We start from the raw sequence: 13,046 nt of genomic DNA, 5'->3' as shown, positions 1-13,046 counted from the left end.
CTTTTATCATTTTACATATTTAGCTTTGAAATCAAACTCTACCGCCAACCTAACAGGTGTTCCCGCATCGTCGATCGTTTGTGTTTGCCTTTCTCTCATTCTAAGGATCATTGTATCCTTCGACCAGGAGATCTTTGCTCCCGACGGGATTGTTGCAACCGGAGAACCGCCCTGGTCAAGATTTACAAAGCTGGACTCCACGAAGACTGAATCAGCAGTGATCTTTTTATACTTAGTTGATCCGCTTGTTTCTGGAGAAACAAAACTGTAGGGAGTTGAGAAGTTATTTGCTGGAATTCCCGCCACATACATCGTCGACTCGAGCATGGTAGATGCAGAATATTTAACCCTGTCGGTTGTCATTGTCGTTTCGTCAATCTTCAATGTACCGCTTTCATCTTTCGAATCGATGAGCATCCGGGATACCATCCTGGTCGAAATACCGCTTTCCGTCATCTCAATATCGGTTATAGACACACCTATCAGCTTTACAAAACGCCAGGTGCCGATAATTGAATTATTGGACGGATTGGAAGGATTACCCGGACCGGGCGTGGGGTTATTGGGATCATTATTCCCGAGGTCTACATAATCCACTTCTTTCTGACAGGAAACAGCGCCTACCAGCATCAGGGCAAGGAGGTAAGGTTGTACTTTTTTCATTCTCATAAGTGAGACAAAGCTAATCTGAAGTGGTCATTAAAAGTGAAAGAACCGGCCATTTTCTGACCGGTTCTTTTAAAAAATCTTATCTCCTTAAAAATCAGGCTTTTTGAACTGCTGCGATGCCCGGCAAGGTCTTTCCTTCGAAATATTCCAGCATTGCGCCACCACCGGTGGACACATAGCTCACTTTTTCAGCAAAGCCGAACTGGTTCACCGCGGCTACCGAATCACCACCTCCGACAAGGGAAAACGCGCCTTTCTGCGTTGCATCAGCTACCGCAGTGGCAATAGCTTTGGTGCCGTGCTGAAACTTCTCCATTTCGAAAACTCCCATCGGACCATTCCATAAAATGGTTTTCGACTTGCTGATCACATTGCAGAATTGTTCAACCGCATTGCTTGCGATATCCAATCCCATCCAACCATCCGGGATATTATTGCTTGGAGCAGCAGATGTTTCTGCATCTGCTGCAAATTTATCAGCGATCACAGAATCAGAAGGCAGGTGAATGCAAACACCTTTTGCCTCTGCCTTCTTCAGCAATTCACGGGCTGTGTCAAGGCGATCATCTTCACAGAGAGACTTGCCGATATTGCCGCCTTCTGCTTTCATGAATGTATAAGCCATGCCTCCACCAATGATAATATCTGTAGCCTGCTCCAGCAGGTTTTCAATGATCAGGATCTTATCAGACACTTTCGCTCCACCAATGATCGCGACAAAAGGTTTCTCTGCACTGTGTAATACTTTTTCCGCGCTTTTCACTTCCCCTTCCATCAGCAGACCAAAGAATCTTTTATCCGCCGGGAAGAATTCAGCGATCACCGCAGTAGAAGCATGGGCACGATGCGCCGTACCGAATGCATCATTCACCCAAACATCACCGAGCTTCGACAATTTTTCTGCAAAGGCCTTATCTCCTTTTTCTTCTTCTTTATAAAAACGAAGGTTCTCCAGCAACAACACTTCCCCGGGCTGTAAAGCCGCATAAGCCGTAGTCGCTTCTTCACCAATACAATCATTGGCAAAGATCACTTTCACTTTCAGTAGTTCAGACAAATGGCTGACCAGGTGCTTCAGGGAATACTTTTCTGTCGGACCGTCTTTCGGACGTCCGAGGTGAGACATCAATACTACCGAGCCGCCATCTTTCAGGATCTTTTCGATCGTAGGGATAGCAGCAGTGATACGTGTATCATCGGTGATCTCATATTTATCGTTAAGGGGCACATTGAAGTCCACTCTTATAAGGACCTTCTGGTCTTTGAAATTATGATCTGAAAATTTTGACATTTTGATTCGGTGTTAATTGTGTTCAAAGATAAGGGAGGCGTCAAAAATGTGGCCAATTGTTTCCGGAGATGTTGTCCGTTGACCGTTGTCCGTTGACCGTTGTCCGTTGACCGTTGTCCGTTGACCGTTGTCCGTTGACCGTTGACCGTTGACCGTTGTCCGTTGACCGACGGAACAGCCGCAGCATCTGCGACAGCTGCAAACTAATCTAAAAGACATATTTTTTACGTAAAAAGCCCTCCGGAAAGAGGGCTTTTTAATAGTATTCTAAGATGTAGTACATTATCCGCATGCAAACTGGTTTACGAGCTTCGCTCACGCTTCTGCTGTAAAACCGGTCAACGGTCAACGATCAACGGACAACGATCATCGATCCTTACTTCGAGATCATTTTCGCGAAATAATTCACCGTGCGAACCAACTGGCTCACATAGCTCATTTCGTTGTCATACCAGGCCACTGTACGAACGAGTTGGGTATCGCCCACTGTTTGTACGCGTGTTTGGGTAGCATCGAACAGAGAACCGTAAGCGATACCGATGATGTCGCTGCTTACGATCTCGTCTTCAGTGTAACCGAAGCTTTCGTTAGCGGCAGCTTTCATTGCAGCATTCAGTTCTTCTACAGTTGTTTTCTTGCCGAGAACAGCCGTTACTTCAGTGAGAGAACCGGTGAGGGTTGGAACACGTTGTGCGCTACCGTCGAGTTTACCTTTCAGGCTTGGCAGAACGAGGCCGATCGCTTTAGCAGCACCAGTGCTGTTAGGCACGATGTTCTGAGCAGCAGCACGTGCACGGCGCAGATCACCTTTCGGGTGAGGAGCGTCCTGTGTGTTCTGATCGTTCGTGTATGCGTGGATGGTTGTCATCAAACCGTTCACGATACCAAATTTCTCTTCCAGTACCTGTGCCATTGGCGCAAGGCAGTTGGTGGTACAGGATGCGCAGCTGATAATAGTTTCGCTGCCATCGAGTGTATTATGATTCACATTAAAAACAATCGTTTTGAGATCACCTGTTGCAGGCGCAGAGATCACGACTCTTTTTGCACCGGCAGTAATGTGTGCTGCAGCTTTATCTTTATCTGTGAAGAAACCAGTGCACTCAAGAACAACGTCTACTCCATGATCTTTCCATGGAATTTCAGCAGGATTTTTTTGTGCATAGATCTTTACTTCGTCACCGTTTACAACGATAGAGTTTTCTGTAGCTTTTACGTCAGCATCGAAGCGGCCCTGCGCGCTGTCGTATTTCAGGAGGTGAGCAAGAACTTTGGGGCTGGTGAGGTCATTAACGGCCACTACATCGATGCCTTCCATTTTGTATATCTGGCGATAAACAAGGCGGCCGATGCGCCCGAAACCATTGATAGCAACTTTAACTGTGCTCATTTCGGAATATTTTAGTTTTAAAAGAGGGCCGAAGTTACAGGTTTGCGGGGAAAATGGGAAATAGTTGGAAAAAACACTCCTGTGCCGTCCTGCACGGAAATCGTTGTCCATTGTCCGTTGACCGTTCACCGACGGCATTAACGGTCAACGGATAACAGGAGTATCGCAAAGCGCGCAAAGATCACGCAAAGGCCGCAAAGATTTCTTAGCGCACTTTGCGTGATCTTTGCGATACTCTTACGCCAGCACATAAGCCGATCCTGCTTAATGAACTAACAGTCAACCAATAGCCATTACCGCATTTTCTTTCCGGCGCTGGAATGGCGGCATCAACAGGTAGAATATATACCCCAATAATCCACCCACTGTATTCAGCAGCAGATCATCGACATCAAAAACACCCAGCCCGGTATAGCGTTGCACAGATTCGAATAAGAAACTGATAAGAAAAATAGTCCCCACCGTTAATACCAGCCTTCCTCTCCGGAAAAATACCAGCGGGAGAAGAAAACCCAGCGGAACGAACCCGAGGATATTGCCTCCGATATTCATGAACTTGTACATGTCATCCATGCGACTGTAATAGATCTTATGGATCGATGCGAACAATACCCAGTTCTCTCTTTGCCCATGCTTAAAAGAGGGCCGCGGGTATTTCTCGACGTTCTTCAATACATGTATCGTATCGGCAGGTCGTTTGAACAGGATATACTTTGTGAGTATTGCCAGGTTGACCAGGATCAGCATACAACCTACAACCCGGATCGCTTTATTTGCTTTCATGTTCAGGAGATTTAACCGCAAATCTGGGCGTGCAGCGCAGCCGCAGCAACCCTTTTCTACCAACTGCGGGATTGTATCTACGAACTGAAATGAATTCTCTTTGCCGGACGGGTGGAATTGCTGACTTTAGCTTTTCTTAATAAAAGCATGCGACTGAAACCCTTATTGTTCATCTTCATTTTTGCAGCATTCTATATACTGCTGCATCTCGCCTATGATATGCCCTATATCATTCACGGCAATTCACGATTCATTGGCGGGGTTGATACACGTATCGGGCTCGCACGCAGGCTGATCGATATCGCCGGATCTTCTCTCTTTGCATTGATCCCCTACTTCCTCTTCTTTCGTTTTTATCCGGATAAGAAATGGGGCCGGATCTTACTGGCATTATTGATCATCCTGCCAATGGTCTTTTTCCTCGGATACTGGCTGGAAGGCCTGGCAAACTGGAAATTACGGTCTGCCAATACCTCATTCCCCAGGCTAAGATCCTACTTCCTCGATCACCTCTTCTATATCATCCTGTATTTGATATACGGCATCGCGGTTTATTTTATCCGGTACGCTTATTTCAGGGAGATACAGCAAAAAGAACTGGCACTGCAGAACAGGGAATCGGAATTATCTTTTTTACGGTCGCAGATCAACCCGCATTTTCTATTCAACGGATTGAACAATATTTATTCCCTTGTCTATCTTCAATCGCCCAATTCACTGGAAGCAATCGCGGGCTTTTCCGATCTGCTTCGCTATATGCTGTATGATACGACGCAGGATGTGCCACTGGAAAAGGAAGTGCATTATATCCGGCAGTATATTTCATTGCAGGAATTGAAACAGGAAGGCGCCATCCGTTCGAAATTCGAAGTACAGGGACCAACAGACAGGATCTTTATCCCCCCGCTGTTGCTGATCCCGTTTGTAGAGAATGCCTTTAAGCATGGCGCACCGGAAGATGATGAGATCATCGTGTCGATCCAAACTGTCGCCCGGCAAACAACGTTTTATTGCCAGAACAAAAAAAGCGCTCACCGAAAAGATGCATCAGGAGGAATAGGCCTGCAGAATGTAAAGCGCAGACTTGAATTGCTTTTTCCCGGCAAACACCAGCTTTCAATAATGGACGGACCTGTATTTTTTATGGTAAAACTGGAAATTGATCATGAATGAAACCCCTCGGATCAGATGTGTGGTAGTGGATGATGAATTGCTTTCAGTTAAGCTGATCGCTGACTACGTACGCAAAACTCCTGATCTTGAACTTGTGCTGGAAACCACTCACCCGCAGGAAGCGCTTGCGCTGATCCAGCGCGGAGGGGCCGACCTCGTCCTGCTGGATATCCAAATGCCTGAAATGACCGGCTTTGAATTTATGCAACTGGCGGGTAGCCGTTGCGGGGTCATCTTCACCACGGCCTATCCCCAGTATGGCGCCGACAGCTATAACTACAATGCAATAGACTACCTTCTGAAGCCTGTTACCTTTGCCCGCTTCCTGGCAGCCATTCAAAAAACAAAGCTCCGCATTAGCCAGGAAAACAAGCCTGCACACGAAAAGAGTTTACCAGTACAGGAACACTTGTTTATAAAAACGGAATACAGGATCCAGAAAGTTGATCTTGATGAGATCCTCTACCTCGAAGCATTACGAGATTATATAGCTGTTCATCTTCATTCGTCCAAAATTCTTACGTTGGAAAGCATGAAGAACATGGAGGAAAGACTTCCTGCAGGAAGATTTATCCGGATACATAAATCCTATATCATCAACAAAGACAGGATCGATTTTCTGAGCCGCGGCAGAGTGATCATCAATCAGGTGTACCTGCCCATCGGGAATACCTACAAAGAACGTTTTCAGCAGCTTATTGGCATCCGCGATGACCATTCCGGCAAGACAGGCGAAAAATAATTTCTATTTTTTTTCAAAAACTTTTGGCGTTAAATATCTGCGCCCTTATCTTTGCACTCCCGAAAACGGCCCGTTCGTCTAAGGGTTAGGACACCACCCTTTCACGGTGGTGATACGAGTTCGAATCTCGTACGGGCTACAAGGAAAAGACCTCGCAAATGCGGGGTCTTTTTTTATGTAATCCGTAGTCCCCGGGTTACGGATTACATTCCTTTTACAGGACCTAATTCCCGAAATGAAAAGCAACCTGAATTTTAAAGGATCAAGCGTAAAAGTTGTGGGATGGTTGTCTAAATGTTTAATGGTTTAAAAGTTTGAAGTTTTTGCTTTTGCTTCGGTCCCTCGCCTGATGTAATCAGGCTTGCCGGTATTCTGCAAACGGGTTATTATCACTTGTCCACTTACAGGTTCTTAAGCGATAGCTGTCTGATCGGGCACAAAAAACGGGAGCACGCCTTGAAGCGATATATGCTCCTTAGATACGACATTCTGGCACGAGAAGCCAGCTGATGTGTTCACTGATGATAATCATTCAAGGCCAAACTTCGCGTGTTTTTGAAATCCTTGTTAGTCGTCGTTAGTTCGTCTCTTGGTCGTCCTTTGGCCGTCCAAAGTTTGACGGGATCTTAGGCAGTGAAAAATGGTGACAAGCTGACACACTGAGGGCGATAAATCTTTTGGGCGACTGGCCCAGGTTCCCTCCTCCGCTTTGCTACGGTGGAAGGGCCGCCAGAAGTTTATGCGAGCGATGCTCATCCGGAACATTTCAACCCAAGCCATTTTGCAGAACATCACCCAACTTTTCAATATGATCCATTTAAAACATCTTTGCAACAAATGGAGAGATCCCCGTTCAGGAACTTTCAGCAAAAGTATTCTGGAGCCAACGGCAGATCAGCCGTTACTTTCACCAGCAATTCGGGATCTCTTTAAAAGCCTATTGCAACATTCTTCGGTTCCAGGCTTCATTGCCGCACATTAAAGCAGGCAAACTTTATCCTCAACTCAACTTTACGGATCAATCGTATTTCATCAAAGAGCTTTCTGGCGTATCCCCCAAACACAATGCTCATCTGCTAAAGTCCGACTGGCGTATAGGGGACGCGGCGGACGCAGCGATACGCGGCGATCGCAACGAAATACAATACTTTCCATGGCTGTTTCGCCGCGTCCGTTGCGTATCGCTGCGTCCGCCGCGCTCCTGATACGCCGGTCAAAAATCAAAACTGTTCTCCAAAACATTGGGACTTATTTGTTTCCTTAATTAAAACTGAAACCCCATCTCAAGGGAAAACAAAAACAGGAAATTGCTTTCTTGCAAACATTCCCCAGCAATAGGTACATATACCTACAAGAAAGCGTTCTTATCCCTATTTCTATTCTCTCCACTATGCTTCAATTTTGAGGAATGAAACTGCTGCAATTATCAGCAGCACCGAATATCGCTACTGCGAACAATTCATTCCATCATAAAAAAGCTCACCAAAATGAAACTGAGAAAACTCTTCACACTAATTGCACTGGTTGCCATTTTCCAACATTCAAACGCCCAACGTCTCGACATTCTGGGTGGCATTAATTCATCCGGATTCAAACATATGCTGAACGGACAAAGACAGGAGGGCAGTGGAAACTTCAACGTTCATTTTGGTATGGGAGTCTTTATTCCATTTGATGCAAAAGAGTACAAAGAAGACGGTGATACGTACGGAGTTCTTCCAACACTTACATTGATGAAAAGAGGTGCTTCAAAATCAACCATACTGGGACCATCCGTAGCTGACTTTAAACTGACCACCATTCAACTGAATCTTCCTGTAACCTATCTAGGAGGCCCCTATGGCATAGGCGTTGGACCTTATGCAGCTTATGTGTTGTCGGGCAAGAAGAAATACAGAGTAGGAAATGGGAACAAGGAGAAAATAGATTTCAGTAATGAACTGAAAAAAATCGACTACGGAGTTAGCATCAACTTACAACTGAATATATTCAAGATCCAGTATGATCTCGGCTTAGCCAACATGGGCAGGGGAAATAACGGAACAGTCAAAAGCAGAAATTTCAGCCTGAGTTTAAATATCCCTATCATCAATATCGATTAACCATTAAACCCAGATCCGGCAGAAAACCGCTGCCGGATTTTCCTTATGAAAAAGACTACTGACCAACGGATGCTTTCCTTCGATACTTAAGAAGAAGCAAACCTGATTCATACTTCTTCACCTCGTCCAATTGAAAATCCATTACATCACTATTTTCAAAAAGAGGCCGGCCTTTCCCTAATACAACCGGAACGATCCGTATCCTGTATTCATCGATCAGATCGGCTTTCATCAACGATTGTGCAAGAGAAATACTTCCCCATAAAACCATATCCTTTCCATTTTCAAGCTTAAGCTTCCTTACCGTTTCGGCAGCATCGGTATCAACCAGTTGCGCAGGTTCATAATTTCCCCATGGCGCCTCCTTTAATCTTTTGGAAAAAACAAGCTTTGGAAGTGTATTGAGTTTATCCGCGACCAATTCCCCCTTCGACTGATCTGTTGGCCAGAACTGAACGAACATTTCGTACGTATTCGCACCAAGCAATATTGTATCAATTGTATCAAGCCATTTCAACTGCTCTTCATCCGAATGTTTGTTCAGGGTGGCTGATTCAAAAAAGCTGGTGCTTCCGTTTTCATCGGCCGCAAGTCCATCCAGTGAGATAAACTCCTCAAAGATCAGTTTACGCATAGCTGTTTCTGGTAGATGTCGGGAAGATCATGCCAGAAAGTAGAAGAAGATGCAGGATTTTTGGAACTCGTAAGGCTCTGCCGGGGTGTAGCGACACGTATTAAGAAATACTTTCGCGTGCAGAGGAGATCAGTCAATTCGCACCGGCCTCGTATTGTCATAGACGCGTATTGATACGCTCTTCTTATCTGCGGTTGCTTTGATAATAAAAGTTTCTTCCCATCCCGCATTCAGCAATTCGATTTCCTTAAGCAGCCATGTCCCATTACGATCAGCCTTCAGGGAAAATTTCCTGTTCATTCTCGCCACAGGTCCTTCTCCTTTTGCAATCTTTTTCCGTTCATCGCGGGTTGTTTTGAAATATGAGCTGGAAACATGCAACTCAACAACTGATCCGGGTTTTGCTTTCCCGTAGATCTTATATGCACCACGAACTTTCTGGTTATTCTTCGGGAATGAGATGGATAGTTCCGGCGCTGGAACCGCTTTCTCCCTGGTCAGGTTTACACTCATTGCTTCATCAGCAGGATTATTACTATCATTACTGAGGTTGAACAATAAAAATCCGGCCAGGATAAATGCTTTCATAATTTCAATTTGATGAGAATGCGAATGAGGTGTTCTCAGATTATTTAGAACCGAGCCCATAGGCTTTTTTCCATTTCAGGCGCAATGCTTTCTTCGAAGTATCCTGATCCTTATAGCTGCTGTCCGAGATCAGGAGGGAATTGTTTCTGATGTCAATATATCGCTCAGCGCTTCCCATATAGTAAACGAGTACCTGGGTATCGATCGGTGGGCATGGCGCCACTTTGCACTGCGGCTGTATGGTAATGGTCGCTGGCTGTGGTATTATTTTATAGGTATTCAGCAATCGCTTATTCCGATAATGTTTCAATCCATTCTTTGTGGAAATGCGGATCACATCTCCCTTCCTGACATCCGGGAGGCGATGCTCTTTGTCTTCCGATAATACCTGAAACTGTTTTTCCACCGGAAAACGATCCGGCGGACGGAATTGTTTGCCGTTGGTGTCAACCGATACAGCCGAACAATACCCAGCGGCATTTGCACTCCTTGCACACAGGAAGATCAGTACGCACAGGAAAAAGGAATTTCTCAGTCTCATAATGAAAATTTACCCGGGTTGAATGTGCCGGCCCTTGCTAAAATTGAAGGATCCGCGCGTGTTTGACGACCATCGTGCTGCCAACTTTGTATCCCCCACCTTTTACAGTTAAAACCTTGAAGTTTTCGTCAGTTGTGTATTGCGCAGAGGAGTGAACGAAAAAGACTGTATATCCAGCAGCATTTTTGCGGATTCTGGCGAGATAGGTTTTACCATCTGCAGCAAAAGTTGCAAAGACGTCATAAAACTTACCTGTGACCGGGGCTGTTGCAAGATCACAGGGTTCAGGGTCCAGCATGAATGTATTTACTATAAAGACTGTACCGGCAGCAAAACCTCCTCCTTTACTCGATTTAACAGTAGCCTGCATCCTCGTCACAGGCCCATCGCTTGCTCTTTTAAAATCAACAAACTGATATACTGAACTGGAATGAAGAAAGCGGCAGGAAAAACTTGTTCCGTCGGCAGAAAGAATTTCCGCAGCATACTCTTTGGCATCCTGACCAAGCCGGGTACTGATATACATACCCTTCTTCATTTGCTGACCCGTAATATTTTCCTTGCACTGCGCCCATGAAGGAAGCGACACAAACGCGAGCATTACTATAACTATTATTGCTTTCATGTTGATCATTTTAGAGGTTAAGTATTATCTATCCGGAGGACGTTGCGTCACCTTAACTGTGTAATTGAAGGTGAAGATCCTTCCATTGATATGAACCGGTACATCAAACGATGAAACAGAGCCCATATCTTTCAAGCGCTTATCCGTTCTTTGTTTCTGATTATTCTCGTTCTTACTTCCTCCAACACTTGTACGGTATGTAACGATCCTTTGTGTTTCCACCCTGAATAATGGATTCTGCATATACTCATCATGACTGATGGTATAATTCCTTGTTTCACCAAAACGGTGTGGTTTATTAAAATCTATATCGGGCGGCTTTTGACATCCTTTCCAACCTTCCATCCAGCAGATGATCGGTTTGTCCAATCCTGCATTTTCGTGTTTCCAGTCATTGTTGATGGCGACCCCAATAGATTGAGAAATCCCCAATCTGACCGTTTCCCTTTTACTGTTGTTGATGCTGTTCAGCGTAACAGCAATGTCCCATGGCTGTGGAGCCGCAGCTTCAGGTGGTTTCGGTACGCATTGCTGATAATTGATATTGCTTGCTACACTTTCCCAGCGCATCCCGATATCCTTCATATTCTTGAAGGTATACTCGATCGGAACTGCTGCCTGCGAAGACGTATTCGTCATCCATTGATTGATCGTCGCCTGCACGGAGGATGCTGTCGGATTAGGGATCGTGATCACATCTCCGTTCCCGCCAATGAATAATAGCCGGACCGTTGTTTTTCCGCGGCTCATCTTATCTACAATACCCAGCCCGAGATTGGCTGAAAATCCAAATCCCTCATACGACGCTTTAGCGCCCACTTCCATGTGCTCCTGGTCAAGTTCGGTTTCGATAATGCCGATCACTCTTCTTCCATAGGTCACAGATGACATATACACATTCTCATTCTTTGCATTCTCTGCTTCATCGACATAGAAACCACCTTCCGCTCCATCAGGCCTGTTGGCCGTGATGACATAGTTCTTCTGCTTCGCATCGATGCTCATATAGGTCTTCTTACTGTCGAATTTCAACCCAAATTTTCCACTCGCCTTAAATCCATATCCGCCGCCGCCAGCTTCCACATTTAATGCAAACGTGGCTTCATTAACGATGGTCTGCACATAGATCTCCGTACTCAGGTTATTGGCTTGCTTAGGCAAGGAATATTTCAACTGTCCCGCTGCTTCGTCCAGGTTATTCTTTGTGGGATCATTGACAAGGATCTGCTTGCCATTCCCGCTGCTGGATGAAACCTGAAGAATTATTGGATTACGCTTTGATTTGTTATGCGGAGGCTGTGTATTGTTCTTGATATAATCGTTATAGTTATAGGCAGCACCGGGATACGTATGAGACATCTTGTCCGCCAATGGCGCATCAAAGCTTTCAGACTCGGGGCTCAATGAAACAGTATAGTCGGTACAGATCAGACCATTGTCTTCTTTTGTCCCTTTATTTCTTGCCTTCGGATTTCTATCTGATCTGGTGGTCGCCTTCAACCTGTCCAATGGTTCGATATACGTAGTCACTTTTGTACCGCCAACCGTGGTGACGATCGGAGTTCCATAACGCAGCACATTCGCCATATCCTTATTCAACTCCTTTGAAACATTTATATCGGTTGCCTGCTTTTTACCGGATGTCTCAGTCTTTTTTTGCGTTTTCGGCTGCGTCACGACCTTGTCCGAGATCCTGGGATTGGTTACAATCTTTTTGTCTTTTATCTGGGCCATTGCGATCATGTTCATCAATATCAGCACTGCGGACATTGATGTTCTCATCCAGAAATTTAAATTACTTGTATGGTGCATACCGGTTTCATTGTTTACCCGTTTACCAGAACGGATATAAGTTGATTGATAGAGATGACTATATAGAGCTATTGTAAATGACCAGCAATGTGCTGTCTGATCAAAAACAATCAGTAACCTGTCGGCTTCATTGAATGTGGTAGTGCATGTTTACAATGATGGCCATAGAAAATCCAATGATCCAATCTAGGTAACTGTTGAAAGACGTCCAAAAATCTGATTCTATAAGTTGGAAAATTACCTCAAACGGGGGATCGTTTGAGGTGATCCTGTTGTTGTTTGAAGGGGATGTTTGAGAGGTTTTTCGACGGGAGCGTCGAAGGGCTCTGCTTGCCTTTTTGCCGGAGGGGCAAGGGCTCTTGTTTTCGACGGGAGGTCGAAAGACTCTGTTTACTTTTTTTGCCGGGCGGGCAAGGCGTTTTTTTCGACGGGTTGCCTCGAAGACTCCGTTTACGTTTTTTGCCGGGCGGGCAAGGTCTCTTGTTTTCGACGGGAGGTCGAAAGACTCCGTTTACTTTTTTTGCCTTGATGCAAAAAAAGTAACAAAAAAAAATCAAGGCTGGGAAAAAATGGCTAAAAATGGGAGGATGTCACCTGCACCAAAAAAAACTCGCCGGAGGAGTATGTGGAATTGATTGGCGTGCTGGCTCAGACAGTTTTTTGGCGCCTTCGCACACCTGCGGTGTGGCTCAGACG

12 protein-coding genes and 1 tRNA gene are annotated in these 13,046 nt (G+C 45.3%); 4 read left to right on the top strand and 9 right to left on the bottom strand.

Features of this window, described 5'->3' with window-relative positions; translation table 11 throughout:
* Positions 1-6 precede the first annotated feature (6 nt).
* From LZZ85_RS27850 to LZZ85_RS27835, 4 genes are all read right to left on the bottom strand, one after another.
* Positions 7-663: a hypothetical protein gene (locus LZZ85_RS27850; protein WP_237877353.1), complete on the bottom strand. Its 657-nt coding sequence runs from the start codon at positions 661-663 to the stop codon at positions 7-9.
* A 100-nt stretch (positions 664-763) separates the two neighbouring features.
* Entirely contained in the window at positions 764-1,960 is a 1,197-nt protein-coding gene (locus LZZ85_RS27845; protein WP_237877350.1) for a phosphoglycerate kinase, read from the bottom strand.
* Between the two features lie 376 nt (positions 1,961-2,336).
* Complete coding sequence (gene gap / locus LZZ85_RS27840; RefSeq protein WP_237877348.1) at positions 2,337-3,350, bottom strand: type I glyceraldehyde-3-phosphate dehydrogenase; 1,014 nt, start codon at positions 3,348-3,350, stop codon at positions 2,337-2,339.
* Positions 3,351-3,629: 279 nt separating this feature from the next.
* The gene (locus LZZ85_RS27835) at positions 3,630-4,133 is read right to left on the bottom strand and encodes a VanZ family protein (protein ID WP_237877346.1); all 504 of its coding nucleotides are present in this window, start codon (positions 4,131-4,133) and stop codon (positions 3,630-3,632) included.
* 147 nt (positions 4,134-4,280) lie between these two features.
* Here LZZ85_RS27835 and LZZ85_RS27830 point away from each other — a divergent pair, with 147 nt between their 5' ends.
* The 4 genes from LZZ85_RS27830 (at position 4,281) to LZZ85_RS27815 (ending at position 8,150) form a co-directional block, all read left to right on the top strand.
* Positions 4,281-5,306, top strand: a complete 1,026-nt coding sequence (locus LZZ85_RS27830; RefSeq protein ID WP_237877344.1) for a sensor histidine kinase — start codon at positions 4,281-4,283, stop codon at positions 5,304-5,306.
* The gene (locus LZZ85_RS27825) at positions 5,299-6,048 is read left to right on the top strand and encodes a LytR/AlgR family response regulator transcription factor (protein WP_237877342.1); all 750 of its coding nucleotides are present in this window, start codon (positions 5,299-5,301) and stop codon (positions 6,046-6,048) included. Before LZZ85_RS27830 ends, LZZ85_RS27825 begins: the two co-directional genes overlap by 8 nt.
* 67 nt (positions 6,049-6,115) lie before the next feature.
* Positions 6,116-6,187 (top strand) — tRNA-Glu (locus LZZ85_RS27820).
* Positions 6,188-7,535: 1,348 nt separating this feature from the next.
* Positions 7,536-8,150: an outer membrane beta-barrel protein gene (locus LZZ85_RS27815; RefSeq protein WP_237877340.1), complete on the top strand. Its 615-nt coding sequence runs from the start codon at positions 7,536-7,538 to the stop codon at positions 8,148-8,150.
* A 55-nt stretch (positions 8,151-8,205) separates the two neighbouring features.
* On the opposite strand, the gene LZZ85_RS27810 is transcribed toward LZZ85_RS27815, so the two are convergent.
* The 5 genes from LZZ85_RS27810 to LZZ85_RS27790 form a co-directional block, all read right to left on the bottom strand.
* A complete protein-coding gene (locus LZZ85_RS27810; protein WP_237877338.1) occupies positions 8,206-8,784 on the bottom strand; it encodes a dihydrofolate reductase family protein in 579 nt (192 codons plus the stop codon).
* A 129-nt stretch (positions 8,785-8,913) separates the two neighbouring features.
* A complete protein-coding gene (locus tag LZZ85_RS27805) occupies positions 8,914-9,372 on the bottom strand; it encodes a hypothetical protein (RefSeq protein ID WP_237877336.1) in 459 nt (152 codons plus the stop codon).
* Between the two features lie 40 nt (positions 9,373-9,412).
* On the bottom strand, positions 9,413-9,913 hold the full coding sequence (locus LZZ85_RS27800) for a hypothetical protein (RefSeq protein WP_237877333.1): 501 nt from the start codon (positions 9,911-9,913) through the stop codon (positions 9,413-9,415).
* A 37-nt stretch (positions 9,914-9,950) separates the two neighbouring features.
* The gene (locus LZZ85_RS27795) at positions 9,951-10,538 is read right to left on the bottom strand and encodes a hypothetical protein (protein ID WP_237877331.1); all 588 of its coding nucleotides are present in this window, start codon (positions 10,536-10,538) and stop codon (positions 9,951-9,953) included.
* A 24-nt stretch (positions 10,539-10,562) separates the two neighbouring features.
* Positions 10,563-12,320 carry a thiol-activated cytolysin family protein gene (locus tag LZZ85_RS27790; protein ID WP_237877329.1) on the bottom strand — a complete coding sequence of 586 codons (1,758 nt, stop codon included), beginning with the start codon at positions 12,318-12,320 and terminating at the stop codon, positions 10,563-10,565.
* Positions 12,321-13,046 lie beyond the last annotated feature (726 nt).

Source organism: Terrimonas ginsenosidimutans, from assembly GCF_022012415.1.
Lineage (GTDB): Bacteria > Bacteroidota > Bacteroidia > Chitinophagales > Chitinophagaceae > Terrimonas_A > Terrimonas_A ginsenosidimutans.
Note: the sequence above shows the minus strand (reverse complement) of the source record. Positions and strands in the feature narration are given on the sequence as shown.

Excerpts from the sequence above, each read along its gene's own strand:
- LZZ85_RS27810 (WP_237877338.1), bottom strand. The coding sequence starts at position 8,784 with ATGCGTAAACTGATCTTTGAGGAGTTTATCTCACTGGATGGACTTGCG.
- gap (WP_237877348.1), bottom strand. The coding sequence starts at position 3,350 with ATGAGCACAGTTAAAGTTGCTATCAATGGTTTCGGGCGCATCGGCCGC.
- LZZ85_RS27830 (WP_237877344.1), top strand. The coding sequence starts at position 4,281 with ATGCGACTGAAACCCTTATTGTTCATCTTCATTTTTGCAGCATTCTAT.
- LZZ85_RS27850 (WP_237877353.1), bottom strand. The coding sequence starts at position 663 with ATGAAAAAAGTACAACCTTACCTCCTTGCCCTGATGCTGGTAGGCGCT.
- LZZ85_RS27805 (WP_237877336.1), bottom strand. The coding sequence starts at position 9,372 with ATGAAAGCATTTATCCTGGCCGGATTTTTATTGTTCAACCTCAGTAAT.
- LZZ85_RS27790 (WP_237877329.1), bottom strand. The coding sequence starts at position 12,320 with ATGAGAACATCAATGTCCGCAGTGCTGATATTGATGAACATGATCGCA.
- LZZ85_RS27825 (WP_237877342.1), top strand. The coding sequence starts at position 5,299 with ATGAATGAAACCCCTCGGATCAGATGTGTGGTAGTGGATGATGAATTG.
- LZZ85_RS27800 (WP_237877333.1), bottom strand. The coding sequence starts at position 9,913 with ATGAGACTGAGAAATTCCTTTTTCCTGTGCGTACTGATCTTCCTGTGT.
- LZZ85_RS27845 (WP_237877350.1), bottom strand. The coding sequence starts at position 1,960 with ATGTCAAAATTTTCAGATCATAATTTCAAAGACCAGAAGGTCCTTATA.
- LZZ85_RS27795 (WP_237877331.1), bottom strand. The coding sequence starts at position 10,538 with ATGAAAGCAATAATAGTTATAGTAATGCTCGCGTTTGTGTCGCTTCCT.
- LZZ85_RS27815 (WP_237877340.1), top strand. The coding sequence starts at position 7,536 with ATGAAACTGAGAAAACTCTTCACACTAATTGCACTGGTTGCCATTTTC.
- LZZ85_RS27835 (WP_237877346.1), bottom strand. The coding sequence starts at position 4,133 with ATGAAAGCAAATAAAGCGATCCGGGTTGTAGGTTGTATGCTGATCCTG.